Raw genomic sequence first — 21,738 nt, 5'->3', positions numbered from 1 at the left:
GCGCGGACGTTCCATAGCCGCCGGGCCCGTGATCGTCGTACTGACGATCGCGGTCCTGGTGGCGGCCGTGTTCGGATGGTTTGCGCTGCGTGATCGAATTTCGGATCAGGGGATCGAGGCAGCCGACACCTGCGTGGAGGGACCGGCCGTCCTCACCGTGGCGGCCGACCCCGACATCTCCGCCGCGATCGAACAGCTGGCAACACGATTCGACGCGACCGCCCCGGTAATTCGCGATCACTGTGTGACAGTAGAGGTTCGAGCCATCGCGTCCGATGCGGTGCGGGCGGCACTGAACTCCGGCGCCGACAACTGGGATGTCGGTGCGCTCGGCGCTCGTCCGGGTCTGTGGATACCCCAGTCCTCGGCAGACGTCGAGGCCGTCGTAGACCGTGGAGCCATCGACGGTACGCCGCGGCCCGTCGCATCGAGTCCGATCGTCCTCGCTGCACCGAGCGCGGTGGCCGACGCCGTCGTCGCTGCAGGCTCTAGCTGGGCAGATCTGATACGACTGCAACGCAACCCGCAGGCTCTCGGACTCCCCGAGTGGGGTGGGCTTCGACTCGCCGTGCCGTCCGGCTCCGACACCGGCGCGAGCACTCTTGCGGTCACGGCCATCGCGGCAGGCGTACGCGGTGACCCGACCACCGCACTCACCGTCGATGAGGCCTCCTCGACGCCACTGGTGTCGGCGATGTCGGAGTTGGCGGTGACCGATACCGGCGCTGCCGCAACCTCGGCCTCCACCACGTACGACGCCCTCGCGGCGCTCGAGAATGCCGCAGGCCCCGACGCCGCCGTCCACGCGGTCCCGGTCACCGAACAGCAACTCGCGTCGACCGATTCCTCGACGCTGACCGCCGTTCGCCCACAGGGTGCAACGCCTGTCGCCGATCATCCGGCGGTCGTGCTCTCCGGTGACGAGACCTCCACCCGAGCAGCCGCGGCATTCGTCGATTTCGTTCGTCAGCCCGACGGTACGCAGACACTCCTGGACGCGGGATTCAGCGTGGACGAGCCCCAGGACGCGGGCATCGTCGCCCCACCATCGGGGCCGGTTGCCGACACTCTGCTCGCTGTGCTTCGCAATCCGGTTCTGCCCCGCCGTGCCACTGTTCTACTCGACGTGTCCGAGTCGATGCGCACCACCGAAGGCGGTGCGACGCGGCTGCAGAACACTGTTCGCGCACTGAGCGAGCAGTTCCGACGAGTCCCCGACGCCACCGAACTCGGTCTGTGGAGTTTCAGCGAAGACCTGAACAACTCGCTGCCCTTCCGGGTGGATGTCCCGACCGGACCGATGACAGTTCCCGTCGGGACCACTCCGAGGCGCTCCGCCCTCGATGCGACCGCTGCGGCGTTGACGCCGGCAACCGGCTCGTTCACGTACGCGTCCGTCCTCGTCGCGTATCTCGACGCCGTGGCCGGTTACGTCCCCGGCCGCGTCAATTCGGTCGTGCTGATCACGGACGGCCCGGACGACTCACCCTTGTCGGCGGACGAGCTACTCACCGAACTGACATCGGCGTCCGATCCGGCGCGGCCGGTCGCGGTGAACATCGTGCGCATCGGCGACGGCAGCCCTGCCCCCGTGTTCACCGACATCGCAGCTCGCACCGGCGGCACCGTGGACACGGTCCCGACATCGGATTCCCCAGACCTCCTCGATCGACTCGGAAAGTTGCTGTACTAGAACATGTCTCGTGTACTTTTTGTCAGCGTCTTCCTACTCCTCGTCACGCTCTTCCTGCACTGGCGGTTTCTCTCCGTAACGAGGGCACCGGCACGTGTCGGACGCCCTGCAGATCTGTTGCTGATACTTCTGTGGTTGTGCGCGGTGGTCGGCTTCGGCAGCGGCGTCGAGTTCGATCCGTCCTGGGCCCGTGGCCCGGCTTTCCTCGGCCTGACCTGGTTGGCGGTGGTGTTGTATCTGTTCCTCGGCACGGTCCTCGTTGCTCTTATCTGCACCGTCGTGCGGGTGATGTTCGCGCTGTCGCATCGTGATTCGACTGCTGTTCGGCTGCGCATATCGCGGGTCGGCTCCGTCGTCGTGGCTCTCGTCAGCGTCGTCGCAGTGGGGTACGGCCTCGTCGAAGCCGCCTCGCCTCGTGTCACACGCACCCAGGTTGCGCTCGACCGGTTGCCGGCCGAATTCGACGGTCTGCGAGTGGCATTGGTGTCCGATATTCACGCCGGACCGTCTCGCGGTGCGGGCTTCGTGCGCACGGTCGTGGATTCGGTCAACGCGCAGCAGCCTGATGTCGTGCTGCTCGACGGCGATCTCATCGACGGGACAGTGGAGTTGGTCGGAGAAGACCTCGAGCCGCTGCGCGACCTCGAAGCCCCTCTCGGGGTCTTCGCTGTCAGCGGCAACCACGAGTTCTACGCGGGCGACGGCGGAGAGTGGCTCGACTTCTGGTCGACCCTCGACATCGACGTGTTGCGCAACGAGCGCACGACGATCACCCGTGATGGCGTTGCCATCGATATCGCCGGCATCAACGACGCCACTGCCCCGGAACCGTACGAACCGAATCTCGGCGCTGCGCTCGACGGCATCGACCCGGATCGCTTCGTGCTGTTGATGGCTCATCAGCCCAAGCAGGCTGTGGAGGCCTCCGAGCTGGGCGTGGACATGCAGGTGTCCGGACACACTCACGGCGGGCAGATCTGGCCGATCCGCTATCTGGTGCCGCTCCAGCAGCCCAGTGTCGAGGGGCTGGACACGATCGGTGACACCACGCTCTACACCACCCGCGGTGCAGGCGCGTGGGGTCCGCCGGTGCGCGTGGCAGCCCCGCCCGAGATCGCGATGCTCGAACTCACGCGGGGCTGACCATCTGCCCGTCCATCGGGCGAACAGCAGGTCAGGCGAACGCCTCGATCGGCGGGCAGGAACACACCAGGTTGCGGTCGCCGTGCGCGCCGTCGATCCGCCGGACCGCGGGCCACACCTTCGGTCGGTCGTAGCCTGCGGGGTACGCCGCGAGTTCCCGCGAGTACGGGTGGTTCCAGTCGGCGACGAGGCATTGCGCCGTGTGCGGAGCGCCGCGCAACGGGTTGTCCTCTACGGTCCACTCGCCGGAGCCGACGCGGTCGATTTCCCTGCGGATGGAGATCATCGCGTCGCAGAATGCGTCGATCTCCTCCAGATTCTCGCTCTCGGTCGGCTCGACCATCAGGGTCCCCGGCACCGGGAAGCTCATCGTCGGCGCGTGGAAGCCGTAGTCCGCCAGTCTCTTCGCCACGTCGTCGACGGTGACGCCGGTGTCCTTCGTCAGACCTCGCAGATCGAGGATGCACTCGTGCGCCACCATGCCGTTGTCGCCGGTGTAGAGCACGGGGAAGTACTCGTCGAGGCGGCGCGCGATGTAGTTGGCCGACGCGATGGCGGTCAAGGTCGCCCGGCGCAGCCCCTCCGCGCCCATCATCGCGATGTATGCCCACGTGATCGTCAGGATCGACGCGCTTCCGTACGGTGCGCCCGCAACGGTCGGACCGTCGCCCAGTTGCGGTGCCAGCGGGTGGCCGGGCAGGTACGGCTGCAGATGCGAACGGACGCCGATGGGTCCGACGCCGGGACCGCCACCGCCGTGCGGGATGCAGAAGGTCTTGTGCAGGTTCAGGTGACTGACGTCTCCGCCGAAACGACCCGGCCGAGCCAACCCGACCAGAGCGTTGAGGTTGGCACCGTCGACGTACACCTGTCCACCCGCGTCGTGCACCGCGGCGCAGATATCGGATATCTCGTGCTCGTACACACCGTGGGTGGAGGGGTAGGTGATCATGATGGCGGCGAGGGTGTCGGCGTGCTCGGCGATCTTGGCCCGCAGGTCGTCGACGTCGACGTCTCCGTTCGGTCGGCACGCAACCACGACGACGCGCATCCCGACCATCACCGCGGAGGCGGCGTTGGTGCCGTGTGCGCTCGACGGGATCAAGCAGACCGTGCGACCGGTGTCGCCGTTGGCCTGGTGGTATCGGCGGATCGCAAGTAGTCCCGCGTACTCGCCCTGGCTTCCTGCATTGGGCTGCAGGCTGACCGCGTCGTAGCCGGTGATGTCGACGAGCCATTGTTCGAGGTCGGCGATCACCCGGAGTAGTCCGGGGACGTCGGTCGACGGCGCGAACGGGTGTTGGCGCGCGAACTGAGGCCAGGTGATCGACTCCATTTCAGCGGTCGCGTTCAACTTCATCGTGCACGATCCCAGCGGGATCATGCTGCGGTCGAGGGCGATGTCCTTGTCCGACAGCGCGCGAAGGTAGCGCAGCATGGCTGTCTCGGTGCGGTAGCGCGTGAAGGCGGGATGCGTCAGGTACTCGGACGTGCGGGCACAATCGGCCGGGACGGACTCGGCTCCCGGGCCGGCGGGCTCGGCACCGAATGCAGCGAGCACATCGACGATGTGAGCCTCCGTGGTTGCCTCGTCACAGGCGATCGCGACGTGATCGTCGTCGACCGGTCGGAGGTTGATACCGCGTTGTTTGGCGGCATCGACGACGGTGTGGGCCGCGCCGGGGACCGCGGCGAGCACGGTATCGAAGAACTCGGCATGCACCACGTCGATGCCCGCAGCCTGCAACCCTGCTGCGACGGTTCGAGCACGGGTGTTGACGCGACGTGCGATCGCGCGCAGCCCATCCGCGCCGTGGTAGCTGGCGTACATCGCGGCCACGATGGCCAACAGCACCTGGGCGGTGCAGATGTTGGAGGTCGCCTTCTCACGGCGAATGTGCTGCTCGCGCGTCTGCAGGGCCAAGCGGTAGGCCCGATGTCCGTCTGCATCGACGGACACTCCCACCAACCGCCCTGGCAGCTGGCGCGAGTGACCGGAGCGCACTGCGAGATAACCGGCATGCGGACCGCCGTACCCCATCGGAACCCCGAAGCGCTGGGTGGTTCCGAAGCAGACGTCGGCACCGATTTCGCCGGGCGCGGTCACCAGGGTGGCGGCCAGCAGATCGACCCCGACTGCAACCAGCGCACCGCGCTCGTGTGCTGCCTCGATCGTGGCGGTGTGGTCCACCAGACGGCCTGATGCTCCCGGCAGCTGCGCCAGCACTCCGAAGAAGTCGCCTTCGGGCAGGCCGTCGGCGAGGTCGGCGTACACCAGCTCGATCCCGAGCGGTTCGGCGCGCGTAGCGAGCACGGCTTTGGTCTGCGGGAAAATATCCGAATCGACGACGAGGCGGGGTGACTTCGAGCCTCGGTTGGCGCGACGCATGAGCGTCATGGATTCGGCTGCGGCAGTGGACTCGTCGAGCATGGAGGCATTCGCGACATCCATACCGGTCAGGTCCGACACCATCGTCTGGAAATTGAGCAGTGCCTCGAGTCGGCCTTGACTGATCTCGGGCTGATAAGGGGTGTAGGCGGTGTACCAGGCCGGATTCTCCAGGATGCCGCGCGTGAGCACCGGAGGCGTCAGGGTGTCGTAGTAGCCCAGGCCGATCATCGAGGTGGCCACCGTGTTGCGGCCGGCGAGATCGGCCAGCGCGGCCAGCGCATCGTGCTCGCTCAGAGCAGGCGGCAATGTCGCCAGGCCATCGGGAACCCCGTCGACGACGGTATCGAGAATGGACTCGGGAACAGCCTTGCGGGCCAGCTCGTCGAGGCTGTCGACACCGATTGCGTCGAGAATGCGGGCCAGTTCGGTGGTGTCGGGGCCGATGTGTCTGTCGACGAAAGCCGATGCGGTCGAAGTCATTCGGTCGGTCACGGTCTACTCCCAGGGGTCCCAAGACAGGGCGTCGGACGGCCGGGGCATACGCGCCGACCGCTCCTCCCCCTCTGTCGTGTGCTCGCTGACGCGTGCGCCTGAGAGATTCGGTAGAACACGGCGCGCTGACGTGCGCGCACCGGCACCTTTCCCCTTGGGCGGGTGGGTGCTCCCACCACTTTCCAGAGTTGTCGAAGCCCACACGGTCCGTGTGCCTGAGAGATTGACGGGGAGGTATTGCTCCTTCGGCGTCCGAGACTGGATGCCTCGGAACTCTCCCGCGCAGGCGCGACGGTGAGAAGTCTAGCCGGTCTTACGACTCGCGCGATTCTTGCGGCGGGACGCCAGTTCGTCTTCGGGGCTCGGCTGGCTCTCTCCGCCGTCTGCTCGCTCGGCCGGGAAGTCGGCGATGGTGCCGGTGAGCTCGCGCATCGCGCCGTTGACGGCGATACCGAAGACGCCCTGCCCGCCCTGCAGCAGGTCGACTACTTCCTCGGCCGACGTGCACTCGTAGACGGTAGTGCCGTCGGAGAACAGGGTGATGTTGGCGAGGTCGCCCACGCCACGCTGGCGCAGGTGATCCACCGCGACGCGGATGTTCTGCAACGAGATTCCGGTGTCGAGTAGGCGCTTGACGATCTTGAGGACCAGCATGTCCTTGAACGAGTACAGCCGCTGGCTGCCCGAACCTGCTGCGCCTCGGATGGACGGTACGACCAGGCCCGTACGAGCCCAGTAGTCGAGTTGCCGATAGGTGATGCCGGCAATCTGGCACGCGCTGGGTACGCGGTATCCGACGAGTTCGTCGGGCACCGAATCGTCGGGGAACAGGCCGGGTTGAATGTCCTGCGACTGTGCGACAGGGCGATTCGACGCCTCGTCGGGGGTCTCGACCCGAGCATCGGCTGCGGACGCGTCCTCTGTCCGGCTTGCGGCGTCGGATTCTCGACTGCCGTGATGCTGCTGCGGCTGATCTCCCACTGACTGCTCCCTCTCGGATGTCTCACTGCGTTCGGATCCAGTCAGTACTGGGATCCGTCCGAAGCGCGCCTGAACGCCTCGGTGTACTCGCGTGAAGTCATACCGTGTACCAGGGCCAGACTACGCCTCGGCGGCAACCGAAGAGGCGTGAACTGCGTCGGTCCGGACTGCGCCGGCGATGAACTTCACTGGCACGAACGTTATGGGGGCGATCGACCAGATTCAACGCAACGCGCCGTAAACCTGAACCTAAAGTTGAGGTTGAGACTATTCCGTTACCCGTCGGTGGCCTTGAAGTCGTCCGGCGACACCGATTCGAGGAATTCCTTGAACTTCTCCACCTCGTCCTCCCGCTCGTCCGGCATCAGCAGGCCGGCCTCGGCGAGCACAGGCTCCTCCGCATAGATCGGGACTCCGGCACGGAGCGCGATGGCAACCGAATCCGACGGCCTCGCCGACACGCGGATGTCCTTGTCGAATACGAGATCGGCGTAGAAGGTGCCTTCCTGGAGGTCCACGATGCGCACCTCCTTGAGCTCGTGCCCCAACGCAGAGATCAGGTTCTTCACCAGATCGTGCGTCAGCGGCCGAGCCGGCTGCACACCTTGCTGCTCCAAAGCTATTGCGGCAGCTTCGGTTTGGCCGATCCAAATCGGGAGGTACCTATCTCCGTCGGATTCACGCAGCAGCAACACGGGCTGGTTCTGCGGCTGTTCGACACGAATACCGACCACACGCATTTCACTCATCGTGTCCACCTCACACCTCGAGAAATCTTCGCTGGTCGTCGCTGGTCCAGCTCACCAGAACCGAGTCTATTGGAATCCGAACCGGCGCGAGCGAACCTCACCGGTCGAGCGCACCACGCACCGCTGCTTTGACCAGACACGTATGCAAGGTCAACGACAGAGCTGCCAATTCCCGGATCATCTCTTCGGCACGATCACGTGCACCGGCATCGCGCCCCTTGGCGACCGGCCCGGCGATCTGAGCGACGAGACCCGCTTCGCGGTCCGCCGCGAGCTTGAACGCACGGAGGTGACGAACCTCGAGCCCGAACTGCAACATCGCGTGCGCGGTACGAGCGAGCGTGACGGCACCGTCGTCGTAGAACCCGGCCTGCCCGGGAGTGATCAGACCGCTGCGCAGCAACTCGGTCAGGAAGGCGTCGTCGATGCCGGCCTGAGCCAGTAGATCTGCCTTGCTGATGCGGACCTCGCGATCGGGCAGGAACTCCTCCGGCGAGACTTCACCGGCCGCGATCGTCAACGACCGTGGGCGCTTGACCGAGGCGTCTGCTCTCTCGACGGTTGCAACGCCGTGGTCGATCGCTTCGAGTTGTTCCTTGATCACCTTCAGCGGCAGGTACTGATCACGCTGAGCGGTGAGCACGAACCGCAGCCGTTCGCAGTCCGCGATCGAGAAACGCCGATAGCCCGACGGAGTGCGCTCCGGAGAGATCAGACCCTCGGCTTCGAGGAATCTGATCTTCGAGATAGTCACGTCGGGAAAGTCGGGCCGGAGTCGATCGAGGACGGAGCCAATCGACATCCCCCCGCTGGACTGCTGCCCGACGGCGGTCACTGGCTTCCTGCACCCGCAGACGACTCGCCGACTGCAGATCCATTGCCGCCACGCGGCCCGGTGAGGAAGACCAGACGGAACTTGCCGATCTGCACCTCGTCACCGTTGGCGAGCACGGCGGAGTCGACCGGCTCACGGTTGACGTAGGTGCCGTTGAGGCTGCCCACGTCGACGACCTGGAAGTCGTCCTCGTCCTGGCGGAACTCTGCATGTCGACGGCTCACGGTGACGTCGTCGAGGAAGATGTCGCTGTCGGGGTGACGACCGGCCGACGTGGTCGGCTGGTCGAGCAGGAATCGGGATCCGGCGTTGGGACCACGCTTGACGACGAGCAGGGCAGCTCCGACAGGCAAGCCCTCGACACCCGATACCGGAGCTTCGGTGCTCTGGGCGGTAGCGGAGTTGTCCAGCTCCTGGAGGAAATCGGCGCGGAAGACCGAGGTGGTCTCGGCCGGCGACTCCCCGTAGTTGCTGTCGTTGTCGTTCTGGCTCACCGTTACTCCTTCTCAGTCCGTTGACCCGGGCAACGATCACCTCGGGTAACGCAGTACATGGTCTTCACTTCTGGTTCTGCTGGCGTTCGGTGGTGCGTTTCGGTTCCTCGGTGCGTGGCGGACCACTCACCATGCGCGACCTTCGCCCCGACAGGCTGTTCGCTCGGTGTCGACCGTACCCTGCGCGCCGAGGACCTGTGGTCGGTTGGCCGGTGTGTACGGCCCTTCGTCACTCAGCTGTGATGAGAGCATATCCGGCGGCATCGAGCATCGGTGCCAGCGCCGCGTCCAATGCCTCCGAGGATGCGACCTCGAGCTCGATCAGCCACCCGCCGGTGTACGGTCCGGAGTTCACCTTCTCGGGTTCGGAATCCAGATCTTCGTTCACGGCAACGACTTTGGCCGTGAGAGGACTGAACACGTCGGACACGCTCTTGGTCGATTCCACTTCACCGAGAGACTCGCCCGCGGTGACGCTGTCACCGATCGCCGGAAGCTGAACGAACACGACGTCGCCCAACTGAGTCTGGGCGTAGTCGGTGATACCGATTCGAACCGTCGCAGGCCCCGTCCGCTGCACCCACTCGTGCTCGGGGGTGTAAAGCAGATCAGCTGGTGTGTCGATGTCGCTCAACGCGGCATTCCCTTCCATCGTGCCCGGGGCGAGCGGGCGATCAGTTTCCGGGCTGAGCGTATTGACGTGGGCGCGGATCTCGCAAGGCGGAGACCGTGACCTGGTCCGATCGCTCGACTCGCGAGCTCGCCCCGTTGCGGGCGACCGTGTCGATCACCCCTCCCGGAATGTTCAGTGCAGCTTCCAGAGTCGCCGGATCTCCGATGGCAGTGAAGGTGTAGGGAGCGCGTAGTTCTCGGCCGTCCACCACGACTCGGCCGGCCGGTCCGGCCATCCACGAATCCACACCGATGCGGACGGCGACCCCACCACCGTCGATCTGCAACGCCTCGGCACCGGCGGCCCGCAGCTCCTGCAACGCGTCGAGCAGAACCTCTGCTCCGACGCCGGCGTCGGTGTCGTCGATCGTCAACGTGACGCCGGGTCCTCGGGCCGCCACGGTGCCGATCTGAATGGACAACGCGGACAATCTTTCCTGGGCTTCCGCCACCGCGGCGTCCGACCCGGAACCGGACTGCCGGAGGGTGGCGAGCGTGCCTTGAAGCGCGCTGATCTCGTCGCGGATCGACGCCTCGCGTCGCGTCAGGGAGTCCAACACCACCAACAGGTCCTCGGGCCGCGAATTCTCCAGATTGCCCGACGTGCTCGTTTCGCGCACCTGTGTCGCGATTCCAATTCCGAGGGCACACATCAACACGAGAGCGAGAATGCCGAACCACGTGCGCTGTCCACGTCGGGTGCGCCGACCGTGCCGTCCGGGGCCTGCGTTCATCGGTCAGGCACCGAAAATCCGTCGGCGCAACGCAGCGGCGTTGCCGAAGATACGTATTCCGAGCACGACGACGATGGCGGTGGACAGTTGCGTTCCGACTCCGAGCTGATCGCCGAGCCACACGATGAGCGCCGCGACGAGGACGTTGAAGACGAAGGACACGACGAACACCTTGGCGTCGAAAATGCCGTCGAGAAAGGCGCGCACGCCGCCGAACACTGCATCGATAGCGGCCACGACGGCGATCGGCAGGTATGGGGCGACGACTGCTGGAACTCGAGGCCCGGCGACGAGACCGATCACGACTCCGACGACGAGCGCGACCAATGCTGCGAGCGCGAATCCGGCGCGGCCGGTCGCGGCGGGCTCGGTGCCGCCGGGCACCTCGGGACCGGGGCTGCCGGAGTCGGATGGCTCGACGTCCGGGACGTCACTCGCCGTCATCGTGGGGCCACCTCCTTCGCCTCGAACGACTCCCTGGCGACGGCCGGCCCGAACTCGAGATCGGTGGCAGGCCGTACCGAGAAACCGACACCGTAGAGCTGAGCGACCGTGCTCATGCGCAGGTATGCATCGCTGACGGCGAACTGCACCTGAATGCGCTGCGGTGGACCGATCGCATCGATGTCGTAGGGCGAGGTGATCGGGCGATTGTCGAGCAGCATCGCGCCGCCTGCCTGTCTGATCGTCACGTTCGGCCCGACTCGATTGCCGTCGACGGATACCGCTTCGGCGCCGCTGGCCCACAAAGAGTTGACGACGGCAGCGATGTCGCGGTCGAGAACGGTTGCGCCGGAACCGGTACGGACCGATCTGTCGGATGCACCGCCTGCGGCAGGTTCTGTCACGACGACCGACAAGCCGGGACCGGTCACCGAGTCGATACCGGCCGCCGACTCGACCGCATCGAGACGGTCCAGAAGCTCGCTCCCGGCAGCATCGGACTGGAGCGCGCGATCACGCTCGGTCGATACATGCGCTGCGAGTTCGTCCCTCGTGACGTCCAGTTCGGCCTCACGCTCCTGGGCAGCACGCACTGCAGCAGAGGCGTCGGCGCTGGCCCGGTCGATCTCCGCCGCATCCGAGGCCAGCTGTGACATCGCGACCCCGAAGACCACTCCGACAGCGACGGCACCGGTGATCAGCCAGAGGACAGGCGGCACTCTCGGGGTACGCACGTGGTGCGCCGACCGTTCGACGGCAGCGGCTGCGTAACCCGGATCGAGGTGATCCGTCAACAGCGATGTGAGCAGTGACGGAGTCGGGTTCCTCTTCGGTCGTGCTGGTGGCTGCACCGTCACCTGCCCGGTGCGGAGGTGGGCGCGATCGCTTGCGCGACGGCCACTGCCTTGCCGAGGTACAACGCACCGGTCCACGTGTACAGCACCGTCCCCCAGATCAGGAGCGCGTAACCGAGGGGCCCAGCGGCGTCGGCCACGGAACCGGTGCCCACGGAGACCAACAGCACCGGCAGCGCGATCATGACCACGAACGTGGCGGCCTTCCCGAGATAGATCACGTCCGGAGGCGGGAGGGAACGACGTCGGTAGACGAACATGGTCAGGCCGAGAACCGCGTCTCGCCCGATCAGGATGGCAGCGACCCACCACGGGATGATGCCGCGCACCACGAATGCGACCAGCGTGCTGACGACGTACAAGCGATCGACGAGCGGGTCGAGAATCGCCCCCAGCCGCGACGACTGCCCGAGCAAACGTGCGAGTTTTCCGTCGAGCCAGTCGGTGCCGCCGCTGACGAGCAGAATGACCAGCGCCCAGCCGTCTGCCTGGGGGCCGAGAAGAAGAAACAAGAACAGCGGAACGCCGGCGAGTCGCACGGCACTGAGCAGGTTGGGAACAGTTGCGATCCGATCCGTTACCTCGAGTTCGCTCTTGTCCGTCACCGCTCACCTCCTGTCGCCTCGGGCGTCGTGGCAGCCGGCGCGAGCACACCGGCGGTTCGAGGCCACGTTAGCGCCACGCGAACACCGGCTGCTCGAAGTCCGCGACCCGGGTGTGTCGACCGCGAAGGACCACTTCACGAAACTGGTGCACGATGGCACCCGTGGGAGCATGGATGGCACCGGTTCGGAACGGCCACCGAATCACGGGTCGGGGCGACTCGGGGATCGTGACGAATTCCGCATCGACATCGAGTTCGGCCTCGGTCACCTCGAACACTTCGGCCACCTCGTCGGCACTGGGCTGCAGCGACGACGAATACTCGCCCACCCACACCACGAACGGTGTGATGACGTAACCCGAACGGGTGACGTAATCGTCGAGGCGCCCGAGTACCTCCCCCGGGTCGGTACGAATGCCCAACTCTTCCTGGAGTTCACGCAGGCAGGCCTGTGCCGGGGTTTCGCCCGGATCGACTCCGCCACCAGGTAGCGCGTACTGACCCGGGTGAGCGCGCAATCGGCTCGGCCGTCTGGTCAACAGCAGGCGATGGTCTCCGCGCTCCCCGCCGACCGCCAGAGCAACAGCTGCGTGGCGCAGACCGTCGGCATCTGCTGTCCGAAACTCGAAGTGGCCGAGTGCGCGCTCCATCGAGTCGCGGCCGAGGCAGTCGCTCGACTCGTCGCTACGCGCCATGAGTACCCACCGATTCGATTGCCGTCACGCGGAATCCGCGAGACGCGCGGCCGGAGGAAGGAGTTCGTCGGCGGACGCGGGCCAGGCCAGTGCGTGCTCGGCCAACCCGGCGAGTTGCTCCACTTGTGTTCGACACCAGGGCGATACATCGATTCGGTCTGCGAGCACGTCGGCCGAAAATTCGGACCAGGACACCCATCGCGTTTCGTCGACCTCGTCAGGATCCGGGTCGAGTGTTGCGTCGTCGCCGACCGTCACTCGGTAGACGGGGCAGATCTCGTTCTCGACTATCCCGTTGTCCATCACAGCGCGGTACCGAAAATGCGGCAGCACCAGTTCCGCGGACCGGGCCTGCAGACCCAGCTCCTCGCCGATGCGCCGGAGCACTGCCGACTCCAGGTCCTCGCCGGGTGCTGGATGTCCACAACAACTGTTCGTCAACACGCCGGGCCATGTCGTCTTGCTCGACGCCCGTCGCGTGAGCAACACGGCACCGTCCTCACGCACCACGTAGCTGGAGAACGCCAGGTGCAGCGGGGTCTGTTCGGTGTGCACCGTGGTCTTGTCCTGGGTGCCGACGGCGCGGCCTTCGTCGTCGAGCAGCACCACGTGCTGCGCAGGGGATCGATCCATCGTTCCATGCTCCCACGGACGGACGGCCGGTCTAGTGTCGAACCATGGGACAGGACGACAAGGACAAGACAGACGGCGGCACCTCGACCGAACACGACACGGCGGACTCCCCCAAGGGCGGCCGCCCCGGACCGGTGGACGGCGGAGGCGGCGGTGGGATGGCGACACGAGAGAACGCCCCGGAGATCGCCGACGATCAGGAGTGATATTTCCCGGTGCCGTCGCTGTTTGAATCACAGAGATTGCGTCAATACCCCCGATGTTCCCGCGCTGCGCGAGAGCACGAACCTCCATCAACGGAAGGACCTCGATGAGCATCAACGACGACGACATCACCACCTCAGGCGGATCTGCAGGCGAAGGACCCGCTGACGGCGGATCCAATCCCGGCGGACACGACGGCGGAGCAGACGGCCCGGCCGGAGCAGGCGAAGGACCCGCTGACGGCGGATCGAATCCTGACGGACACGACGGCGGAGCCGACGGCCCAGCGGGTGGAGAAGGCCCGGCCGACGGCGGATCCAACCCCGGCGGACACGACGGCGGTGCGGACGGTTCCGCTTGATCATCGAGTCGAACGACGAGCGCGGACCGGGCAACCGGTCCGCGCTTCGTCGTCTCACCGGAATCGACGCCGCCACTTTCGCGGAGCGTCACTGGGGCATAGCACCCAAGTTCACCCGATCTGCCGAACTGTCCGGATCGTTCGAGGATCTGATGACGGTCGACGCGGTCGACGAGTTGATCGCCGAGCGCGGCGTACGCACCCCGTTCGTGCGGATGGCCAAGGACGGCCGCCTGCTGGAGAAGAACAAGTTCACGGGGTCCGGAGGGTTCGGCGCCGAGATCACCGACCAGGTCGATTCCGCGGCGGTTCTGTCGGCCTTCGCGGCCGGCAACACTCTGGTGCTGCAGGGCCTGCATCGCCTGTGGCCGCCCTTGATTGCTTTCACCGGCGAGCTCGTTCGCGAACTCGGCCACCCGGTACAGGTCAATTCCTACGTCACTCCGGCTGCGTCCCAGGGCTTTTCGCCGCATTACGATGTTCACGACGTGTTCGTCGTGCAGATCGCCGGTAGTAAGCGGTGGACGATTCACTCGCCGGTGCATCGCCATCCACTGAACAATCAGCCGTGGTCGGACCGACGAGCAGCAGTGGAACGTCACGCCGACGACTCCCCGGAGTTGGACATCGTGCTCGAGCCCGGTGACGTTCTGTATCTCCCGCGCGGCTGGATCCATTCGGCGCAGGCCCTGGGCGAGACGACGGTGCATCTGACGATAGGCGTCGCGTCGTTCAACGATTACGACATCGCCCATCACACCCTCGGTGCTCTTCAGGACGTCGAGAGACTGCGCGCACCGTTGCCGGCCGGATGGGACCCGACCGACTCCGAGTCCGTTCTCCCCCACGTACGCCGCGTGCTCGGCGACATGCGCCGAGCACTCGACGAGTTGGATCGAGATCCCGAGGCGCTGCATCGGATCACCGAGCGTATTGCGAGTCGGTACGACGAGCTGGTTCGACCCAAACCGGTGCGCCCCGTTCGCAGTGTTGCCCAGATGGGCGCGCTGCGGGGTCAGGACTCGATTCGACTCAGGGCCGGGGTGATCGCGCGAGTGGTGCGAACCCCCGAGTCCGCGGCTGTCGTGCTGCGCGACAAAACCGTGTCGATGCCGCCTCAGTGCGCCGATGCCCTCGAATTGTTGCTCGAAGGAGCGCCGTGCCGGTTGGATTCTCTACCCGGCCTCGACACCGACGATGCTGTCGTGGTCGGTCGCAGGCTCGTGCGCGAAGGCATCGCAGTCACCGCCATCGAGTGATGGTGACCCCGACCATCAGGTGATGGTCACGCCGCCGTCCACTGCGATGGTCTGGCCCGTCACGTATCCCCCTGCGTCGGACGCGAGCCAGACCGCGGTGGCGGCCAGTTCTTCGGGGTCGCCCTTGCGTCCGAGGATCATTCGGGGAGCCAATGCCTCGAGGTATCCCGGCTGGTAGGAATCGGTCATCTCGCTCTCGAAGAAACCAGGCGCAATAGCGTTGACGCGGATGCCTTTTCGAGCGCCCCACTGTTGCGCGAGGTCACGAGTGAGACCGACGATGGCCGCCTTGCTGGCACTGTAGGCAGCCTGAGGCAGACCGGCGGTGGTGAGCCCCAGAATGCTGGATATGTTCACGATCGAGCTTCCGGGCTGCATCACCCGTCCACACGCCTGAGCGGCCCAGTAGGAGCCGTTCAGGTTGATGTCGATGACAGAGCGGAACTGCTCGGGAGTCTCACGGGTGGCGGGGTACGCCGTGCCGACGCCGGCGTTGTTGATCAGCACGTCCACCTTGCCGAACTCGGCGACGGCGGCCTCGACCATGGCCGTGCACTGGTCTGGATCGACCACATCGGTTGCCACGCTCAGCGAACGCCCACCGACGCTGTCGATCAGTGCGGCAGTCTGTGCCAACTTGTCGACGCGACGGGCGGCCAGTACCACGTCGGCTCCGGCCTCGGCCGCCGCTTTCGCGAAAGACACTCCCAAACCGGACGATGCGCCCGTGACGATGACGACGCGGCCGTCGAGGCGGAATTTGTCCAAGATCGACATGTTCTGAAATCTCCTTGTATCGGGTGTCTCGTGCTCAGAACCAGGCGGGTGACATATCGAGGGTCGTTCGATCGAGAAGCGCCAGCAGATCGAGCTGTGCATCGACCTTCGGTAGCTCGTAGACGAAGAAGTACCGTGCAGCAGAGCGCTTTCCGTCGTAGAAGTCTCCGATTCGGTCTCCCACGGCAAGCAGCTGCTCGAGCCACATCCACGCGATGACCGTGTGGCCCATTGCCTCGAGGTAGGCCGTGGAATTCGCCAACGCCACGGCGGCGTCACCGGTACCCCAGACTGCGGCGGTGACCTCGACGATCCTCGAGAACCTGTTGTTCAGCTCGGTGCCGTACTGCTCGGCCGCTCCCCCGTGAGTCGATGCTCGCGTCACGGTCTCGGCGATTCGCTCGGCGAGCAGCGCCAACCCGGCACCGTTCTGCATGACGACCTTGCGGCCGAGTAGGTCCAAGCCCTGAATGCCGTGTGTACCTTCGTGAATGGGGTTGAGCCGGTTGTCGCGGTAGTGCTGTTCCACGTCGTAGTCGCGGGTGTAGCCGTAACCCCCGTGCACCTGAATGGCAAGACTGTTGGCCTCGAGACACCACTGCGAGGGCCAACTCTTGGCGATCGGTGTCAGTACGTCGAGCAACAGTGTCGATCGAGCTGCGTCGGCGGCGTCCGATGCCGAATCCTGGTGGTCCACCAAACGCGAGCAGTAGAGCCCGAGGGCCAATGCCCCCTCGACATACGACTTCTGCGCCAACAACATTCGGCGCACGTCGGCGTGCTCGATCAATGCGACCGGAGGCGCGGCCGGATCCTTGGCTCCCAGTGGCCGTCCCTGGGTGCGCGTCTTCGCGTACTCGACGGACTTCAGGTAGCCGACGTAGCCGAGTGCGATCGCCAGGAATCCGACGCCGATCCGGGCCTCGTTCATCATATGGAACATGTACGACAGACCACGGTTCTCCTCCGCGACGAGATAGCCGACTGCCCCGGCTTTCCCACCGGGAGAATAGGTTCCGTCGCCGAACGCGAGCAGAGTGTTGGTGGTACCGCGGTTGCCCATCTTGTGATTGAGCCCGGTCAGCACGATGTCGTTACGTTCGGCGATGCCGCCCTCACCGTTCGGCAGGAACTTGGGAACGATGAACAGCGAGATCCCTTTGACGCCGGGAGGTCCACCCGGCGTCTTCGCCAGAACCAGGTGCACGATGTTCTCGGTCAGTTCGTGATCTCCACCGGAGATCCACATCTTGGTACCGGTGAGCCGGTAGCTGCCCTCGTCCTGCGGCACAGCCTTCGTGGTGATGTCCGCCAGCGACGACCCGGCCTGCGGTTCGGACAAGCACATGGTGCCGAACCAACGCCCGTCGATCATGGGCCGCACGTAGTCGCGCACCTGCTCCGGGGTGCCGTAGGTGGCGATCAGATTGGCGTTCGCCATCGTCAGGAACGGATACGAGGACGTCCCAGCATTTGCAGCCTGGAAGAACGCCATGGCAGCACGAGAGACGGTGGCGGGCAACTGCATACCGCCGATCGATTCGTCGAACTGCCCGGCGATCAACCCCGCGGCGCGGTACACGTCGAGAGCGGCCTTCACCTCGGGGATCAGCTCCACCGAGCCGTCCCTGTTCATGGTGGGCTCGTGTGCATCGGCCTTCTTGTTGTGCGGGGCGAAATGCTTGTGGGCGATGTCTGCGCTCAGGTCCAGTACCGCATCGAACGTTTCGCGCGAGTGTTCCGCAAAACGTGGCCGCTCCGTCAACGCAACCACATCGAGCCATTCGTACAACAGAAAATCCAGGTCGCGGCGTGAGAGAACGTCCGACATTTCGCTGCTCCGATCGAGAGGGGTGACGCGTGAGCCGACGGCGTGAGCTCTACGAGGGAGCGGCAACCGCGTCGCACGTGACGTGCAACTCACCATACAAGTCGAGTTCGGTCGTCCACATCGAGTACCTACGCCGCCCGGATACGCGACGGTTGCCCGGCGTAGCAGGACGCGAGAAAGGTTGAAACACAGACATTTCTGGCCAATTGGACTATGAGCAGCGTCACGATTACCTACTCGGCCACGGGCATATACTTACCTTTGATAACGATATTCGACGTACGAGCACGATGATCCGGCGTCGTCCGGTGCATCGTGGAGGGGAGCGAAGCATGACCCGAACAATTGCCATGAAAAGCACAGGGGCCGTCGACAGCGAACACGATCGAGACATCCGCCAACGAGACCGTTTCCAGCATCTGCACGACAGCGATCCGGAGTTCCGGGCTGCCGAGCCGGATCGGTCGGTTGCCGACGCGGCTCGTGAACTGGCACCCAACCTCGCTCGCGTGGTTGCCGAGATCATGACCAGGTACGCCGACCGCCCCGCCCTGGGACGCCGCGCGCGCACGATCGAGGACACCGACGGCAGCACTACCGCTCGCTTGCTCCCCCGATTCGACACGGTGACCTACGGGCAGGCCTGGGCCGACGCGGGAGCCTTGGCGTCCGCCCTCGGTCACGACGACGGCGGCATCGCTGCAGGCGACTTCGTGGCCACGCTCGGTTTCGCTGGCATCGACTACGTGATCACCGAACTGGCCACCATCCGTGTGGGCGCAGTCGCAGTTCCACTGCAGGCCGGAGCCACCGCGGGTCAACTGAGGGCCATCGTCGACGAGGTCGAGCCGGTGGTCCTGGCCTCCGACGTGGACAACCTCGCCGTCGCGATGGAGGTCGCCGGTCACTGCCGGTCGATCCGCACAGTGGTCGTACTCGACTACGACGACCGAATCGATGTCGACACCCGCGCGCTGACATCCGCGCGCGCGGGTGTCCACGGGTCCGGCATTGCTGTTCGACCGCTCACCGAACTGGTGGACGAGGGTTCCCGACTCCCCCAGGTGCCGTTGTTCGACGTCGAGGATCCCGAGCGCCTCGCCGCACTGATCTACACCTCCGGCAGCACCGGTACTCCCAAAGGGGCGATGCATACCGAGCAGATCGTGTCCGGTGCGTGGACCGGGGCCTGGCATCGGACGGGTGCCTCGTCCGAGGGTGTCGACGAGCCGGCTTTTCCCGTCATCACTCTCGACTACCTACCGATGAGCCACCTTGCGGGCCGCGGGCTCGTTTTCTCGACTCTGGCGGCGGGCGGCACGGTTCATTTCGCCGGCTCCAGCGACCTATCCACGTTGTTCGAGGACTTCGCTCTCGCGCGCCCTACGCTGGCGTTGTTGATTCCGCGGGTGTGCGAGATGATTCGCCACACCGTGCTCGCCGAAATCGATCGTGCGGTCGACGGTACCGATGCGGGCGAACACGAGCAGATTTCGCGAGGCGTGCTCGAGCGCGTGCGGTCCGAGCAGTTCGGTGGACGAATCCTGGCTGCAATGGTGGGCACCGCACCCATCGCCGCCGAGGTCAAGGATTTCGTGACCGACTTGCTCGACGTTCGGGTGCGCGACAATTACGGTTCGACCGAAGCCGGAATGGTACTACTCGACGGGATCGTCGCCCGGCCACCGGTTCTCGAATACAAGTTGGACGACGTGCCCGAACTCGGCTATTTCTCCACCGACACTCCCCATCCACGTGGTGAGCTCCTGCTCAAGACGACGTCGATCATCCCCGGCTACTACAAGCGGCCCGATGTGACCGCAGACGTCTTCGATTCGGACGGGTTCTACCGCACCGGCGATGTCGTGGCCGAGCTGGAACCGGACCGGCTCGCATACGTGGATCGTCGCAAGAACGTATTGAAGTTGGCCCAGGGCGAATTCGTCGCGTTGGCGCGCCTGGAAGCGGTGTTCGGTACGAGCGAGCTGGTGGACCAGATCTTCCTGTACGGCAACAGCCAGCGGTCGTATCTGTTGGCGATCGTCGTTCCTGCCCACGCGAATTCGACTGCGGGCGCGATCATGGAGTCGTTACAGCGGATCGCTCGCACGGAGTCGCTGAATTCGTACGAGATACCTCGCGAGGTCGTGCTCGAACGCGAGCCCTTCACTCAGGACAACGGTCTGCTGTCGGGTGCCGGAAAGCAGTTGCGTCCCAAACTCGTCGAGCGGTACGGCGACGAACTCGAGCGTCGCTACGCAGAACTCGAATCGGGGCAGACCGATCGACTGCGTGAGCTCCGGCGTTCCGGTGCCCAGGCACCCGTGCTCGCCACGGTCGGGGACGCCGCCCAGGCTCTGCTCGGCTGTTCGGGCGCGGACATCCGGCCCGATGCCCACTTCACCGATCTCGGTGGTGACTCGTTGTCGGCGTTGACGTTTTCCACATTGCTGCGCGACATCTACGACGTCGACGTCCCGGTCGGGGTGATCACCGGACCCGCAATGGACTTGGCGGCTCTTGCCGACTACATCACGTCCGCAATCGACAACGATTCTGACACAGCGACATTCGCGTCGGTTCACGGACGCGACGCTTCCGTCGCGCACGCATCGGATCTGACCCTGTCGGCATTTCTGGACGCCTCACTGCTCGATGCCGCTCATCGAATTCCAGGCCCTCGGACGGTAACGAACACCGTGCTGCTGACGGGAGCGAATGGCTACCTGGGCAGGTTTCTGTGCCTCGAATGGCTCGAGAAGATGGCAGCCGCCGGCGGAAGAGTCATCTGCCTGGTGCGCGGACGCTCCGATGCCGATGCCCGCGCTCGGCTCGACGCCGCCTTCGACAGCGGGGACGCGACGTTGTCCGATCGATACCGCGCCTTGGCCGACGCCGCACTCGACGTGATTGCAGGCGATCTGGGCACTCCCCGGTTCGGGTTGACCGACGATGTCTGGGAGGAACTTTCCCGCCGCGTGGACCGCGTCGTGCACCCGGCAGCACTGGTCAATCACGCGCTGCCGTACGAGCACCTCTTCGGACCGAACGTCGTCGGAACGGCCGAGGTGATCCGGTTGGCCTTGACCGACCACATCAAGCCGGTGACCTACCTGTCGACGGTCGCGGTTGCCGTCGGTGTCGACGACTTCCACGAGAACGGTGACATTCGGGTGGACAGTCCGCAACGAGCAGTCGACGAGTCGTACGCCAACGGTTACGGAAACTCCAAGTGGGCAGGCGAAGTGTTGTTGCGCAATGCTTTCGACGAGTACTCGCTTCCCGTTTCGGTCTTCCGGTCCGACATGATCCTCGCCCACAGCACCTGGTCCGGTCAGCTGAACGTGCCCGACGTATTCACGCGCCTGATCCTGTCGGTGGTCGCAACCGGGCTGGCACCGAGAAGCTTCTATGCCACCGACACCGGAGCGCCCACCGACGAGCAGGGCAGGCCACTGGCTCACTACGACGGATTGCCTGCGGACTTCAGTGCAGAGGCCATCACCTCGATCGCGGGCGACGACGTGGCAGGCTACCGAACCTTCGACATCCTGAACCCCCACGACGACGACATATCGCTGGATACGTTCGTCGATTGGCTACGTGACGCAGGCTGCACCATCGAGATCGTCGACGACTACGACGAATGGTTCGAGAGGTTCAGCGCGGCAGTTCAGGAACTACCGGAGAAACAACGGTCACACTCGTTGTTGCCGCTGATCCACTCTTACGCGCATCCCCAGCACCCGTCGTCGGGAGCAATCCTGCCGGCAGACGAATTCGCGTCGGCTGTCGGCGATATCCCACACCTCGGGCGAGAACTGATCGAGAAGTATCTGGCCGATCTGGTAGCACTCGGCCTGGTGGCCAAGAGCTGACCGTTACCTGGTG

Annotated in this window: 20 protein-coding genes and 1 riboswitch; of the genes, 6 read left to right on the top strand and 14 right to left on the bottom strand. The window is 65.2% G+C overall.

The annotated features are described in order from the left end of the window. Positions 1-28 precede the first annotated feature (28 nt). Both ASH04_RS25700 and ASH04_RS25695 read left to right on the top strand, forming a co-directional pair. The gene (locus ASH04_RS25700) at positions 29-1,693 is read left to right on the top strand and encodes a substrate-binding and VWA domain-containing protein (protein ID WP_235580101.1); all 1,665 of its coding nucleotides are present in this window, start codon (positions 29-31) and stop codon (positions 1,691-1,693) included. Between the two features lie 3 nt (positions 1,694-1,696). Next, positions 1,697-2,836: a metallophosphoesterase gene (locus tag ASH04_RS25695; RefSeq protein ID WP_057474949.1), complete on the top strand. Its 1,140-nt coding sequence runs from the start codon at positions 1,697-1,699 to the stop codon at positions 2,834-2,836. A 31-nt stretch (positions 2,837-2,867) separates the two neighbouring features. Here the strand turns inward: ASH04_RS25695 and gcvP are convergent, their stop codons facing one another. The 12 genes from gcvP to idi form a co-directional block, all read right to left on the bottom strand. Next, entirely contained in the window at positions 2,868-5,708 is a 2,841-nt protein-coding gene (gcvP, locus tag ASH04_RS25690; RefSeq protein WP_032400830.1) for an aminomethyl-transferring glycine dehydrogenase, read from the bottom strand. Between the two features lie 205 nt (positions 5,709-5,913). Further along, positions 5,914-6,011, bottom strand: a riboswitch (glycine riboswitch). 12 nt (positions 6,012-6,023) lie between these two features. Next, positions 6,024-6,563 (bottom strand): MerR family transcriptional regulator, encoded by a 540-nt coding sequence (locus tag ASH04_RS25685; protein WP_157226114.1) that lies wholly within the window; start codon positions 6,561-6,563, stop codon positions 6,024-6,026. A gap of 413 nt (positions 6,564-6,976) precedes the next feature. Beyond that, the gene (locus ASH04_RS25680; protein WP_027497166.1) at positions 6,977-7,450 is read right to left on the bottom strand and encodes a bifunctional nuclease family protein; all 474 of its coding nucleotides are present in this window, start codon (positions 7,448-7,450) and stop codon (positions 6,977-6,979) included. Positions 7,451-7,547: 97 nt separating this feature from the next. Further along, positions 7,548-8,285, bottom strand: a complete 738-nt coding sequence (ftsR, locus tag ASH04_RS25675) for a transcriptional regulator FtsR (RefSeq protein WP_027497167.1) — start codon at positions 8,283-8,285, stop codon at positions 7,548-7,550. Beyond that, positions 8,282-8,779, bottom strand: a complete 498-nt coding sequence (gene garA / locus ASH04_RS25670; protein ID WP_027497168.1) for a glycogen accumulation regulator GarA — start codon at positions 8,777-8,779, stop codon at positions 8,282-8,284. Before garA ends, ftsR begins: the two co-directional genes overlap by 4 nt. Positions 8,780-9,008: 229 nt before the next feature. Then, complete coding sequence (gene gcvH, locus ASH04_RS25665; RefSeq protein WP_027497169.1) at positions 9,009-9,413, bottom strand: glycine cleavage system protein GcvH; 405 nt, start codon at positions 9,411-9,413, stop codon at positions 9,009-9,011. A 40-nt stretch (positions 9,414-9,453) separates the two neighbouring features. Continuing rightward, complete coding sequence (locus ASH04_RS25660; protein WP_027497170.1) at positions 9,454-10,185, bottom strand: DUF881 domain-containing protein; 732 nt, start codon at positions 10,183-10,185, stop codon at positions 9,454-9,456. Between the two features lie 3 nt (positions 10,186-10,188). Then, positions 10,189-10,512 (bottom strand): DUF1290 domain-containing protein, encoded by a 324-nt coding sequence (locus ASH04_RS25655; RefSeq protein ID WP_442971289.1) that lies wholly within the window; start codon positions 10,510-10,512, stop codon positions 10,189-10,191. Positions 10,513-10,625: 113 nt separating this feature from the next. Beyond that, on the bottom strand, positions 10,626-11,423 hold the full coding sequence (locus ASH04_RS25650; protein WP_235580100.1) for a DUF881 domain-containing protein: 798 nt from the start codon (positions 11,421-11,423) through the stop codon (positions 10,626-10,628). Positions 11,424-11,482: 59 nt separating this feature from the next. Beyond that, positions 11,483-12,088 carry a CDP-alcohol phosphatidyltransferase family protein gene (locus tag ASH04_RS25645; protein ID WP_057474948.1) on the bottom strand — a complete coding sequence of 202 codons (606 nt, stop codon included), beginning with the start codon at positions 12,086-12,088 and terminating at the stop codon, positions 11,483-11,485. 67 nt (positions 12,089-12,155) lie between these two features. After that, positions 12,156-12,782, bottom strand: a complete 627-nt coding sequence (locus ASH04_RS25640; RefSeq protein WP_032370581.1) for an NUDIX hydrolase — start codon at positions 12,780-12,782, stop codon at positions 12,156-12,158. Between the two features lie 24 nt (positions 12,783-12,806). Next, positions 12,807-13,415 (bottom strand): isopentenyl-diphosphate Delta-isomerase, encoded by a 609-nt coding sequence (gene idi / locus ASH04_RS25635; RefSeq protein ID WP_032366164.1) that lies wholly within the window; start codon positions 13,413-13,415, stop codon positions 12,807-12,809. 44 nt (positions 13,416-13,459) lie between these two features. Between idi and ASH04_RS27055 the strand changes: the two genes are divergently transcribed. From ASH04_RS27055 to ASH04_RS25625, 3 genes are all read left to right on the top strand, one after another. Continuing rightward, complete coding sequence (locus ASH04_RS27055) at positions 13,460-13,621, top strand: hypothetical protein (protein ID WP_167328012.1); 162 nt, start codon at positions 13,460-13,462, stop codon at positions 13,619-13,621. A gap of 104 nt (positions 13,622-13,725) precedes the next feature. Further along, entirely contained in the window at positions 13,726-13,980 is a 255-nt protein-coding gene (locus ASH04_RS25630) for a hypothetical protein (protein WP_027497175.1), read from the top strand. Beyond that, entirely contained in the window at positions 13,977-15,239 is a 1,263-nt protein-coding gene (locus tag ASH04_RS25625) for a cupin domain-containing protein (RefSeq protein ID WP_057474947.1), read from the top strand. Before ASH04_RS25630 ends, ASH04_RS25625 begins: the two co-directional genes overlap by 4 nt. 15 nt (positions 15,240-15,254) lie before the next feature. Here ASH04_RS25625 and ASH04_RS25620 read toward each other — a convergent pair whose 3' ends face one another. Beyond that, positions 15,255-16,016, bottom strand: a complete 762-nt coding sequence (locus ASH04_RS25620) for an SDR family NAD(P)-dependent oxidoreductase (protein ID WP_027497177.1) — start codon at positions 16,014-16,016, stop codon at positions 15,255-15,257. Between the two features lie 34 nt (positions 16,017-16,050). Next, a complete protein-coding gene (locus ASH04_RS25615) occupies positions 16,051-17,847 on the bottom strand; it encodes an acyl-CoA dehydrogenase (protein WP_057474946.1) in 1,797 nt (598 codons plus the stop codon). Positions 17,848-18,179: 332 nt separating this feature from the next. Here ASH04_RS25615 and car point away from each other — a divergent pair, with 332 nt between their 5' ends. Next, positions 18,180-21,725 carry a carboxylic acid reductase gene (gene car / locus ASH04_RS25610; RefSeq protein WP_082519433.1) on the top strand — a complete coding sequence of 1,182 codons (3,546 nt, stop codon included), beginning with the start codon at positions 18,180-18,182 and terminating at the stop codon, positions 21,723-21,725. Positions 21,726-21,738: the final 13 nt, after the last annotated feature.

Source organism: Rhodococcus sp. Leaf233 (genome assembly GCF_001426165.1).
Lineage (GTDB): Bacteria > Actinomycetota > Actinomycetes > Mycobacteriales > Mycobacteriaceae > Rhodococcoides > Rhodococcoides fascians.
This window is presented reverse-complemented; position numbering and strand designations above follow the sequence as displayed.

Excerpts from the sequence above, each read along its gene's own strand:
- ASH04_RS25695 (WP_057474949.1), top strand. The coding sequence starts at position 1,697 with ATGTCTCGTGTACTTTTTGTCAGCGTCTTCCTACTCCTCGTCACGCTC.
- gcvP (WP_032400830.1), bottom strand. The coding sequence starts at position 5,708 with ATGACTTCGACCGCATCGGCTTTCGTCGACAGACACATCGGCCCCGAC.
- ASH04_RS25680 (WP_027497166.1), bottom strand. The coding sequence starts at position 7,450 with ATGAGTGAAATGCGTGTGGTCGGTATTCGTGTCGAACAGCCGCAGAAC.
- ASH04_RS25660 (WP_027497170.1), bottom strand. The coding sequence starts at position 10,185 with ATGAACGCAGGCCCCGGACGGCACGGTCGGCGCACCCGACGTGGACAG.
- ASH04_RS25640 (WP_032370581.1), bottom strand. The coding sequence starts at position 12,782 with ATGGCGCGTAGCGACGAGTCGAGCGACTGCCTCGGCCGCGACTCGATG.
- idi (WP_032366164.1), bottom strand. The coding sequence starts at position 13,415 with ATGGATCGATCCCCTGCGCAGCACGTGGTGCTGCTCGACGACGAAGGC.
- ASH04_RS27055 (WP_167328012.1), top strand. The coding sequence starts at position 13,460 with ATGGGACAGGACGACAAGGACAAGACAGACGGCGGCACCTCGACCGAA.
- ASH04_RS25630 (WP_027497175.1), top strand. The coding sequence starts at position 13,726 with ATGAGCATCAACGACGACGACATCACCACCTCAGGCGGATCTGCAGGC.
- ASH04_RS25620 (WP_027497177.1), bottom strand. The coding sequence starts at position 16,016 with ATGTCGATCTTGGACAAATTCCGCCTCGACGGCCGCGTCGTCATCGTC.
- ASH04_RS25615 (WP_057474946.1), bottom strand. The coding sequence starts at position 17,847 with ATGTCGGACGTTCTCTCACGCCGCGACCTGGATTTTCTGTTGTACGAA.
- car (WP_082519433.1), top strand. The coding sequence starts at position 18,180 with ATGACCCGAACAATTGCCATGAAAAGCACAGGGGCCGTCGACAGCGAA.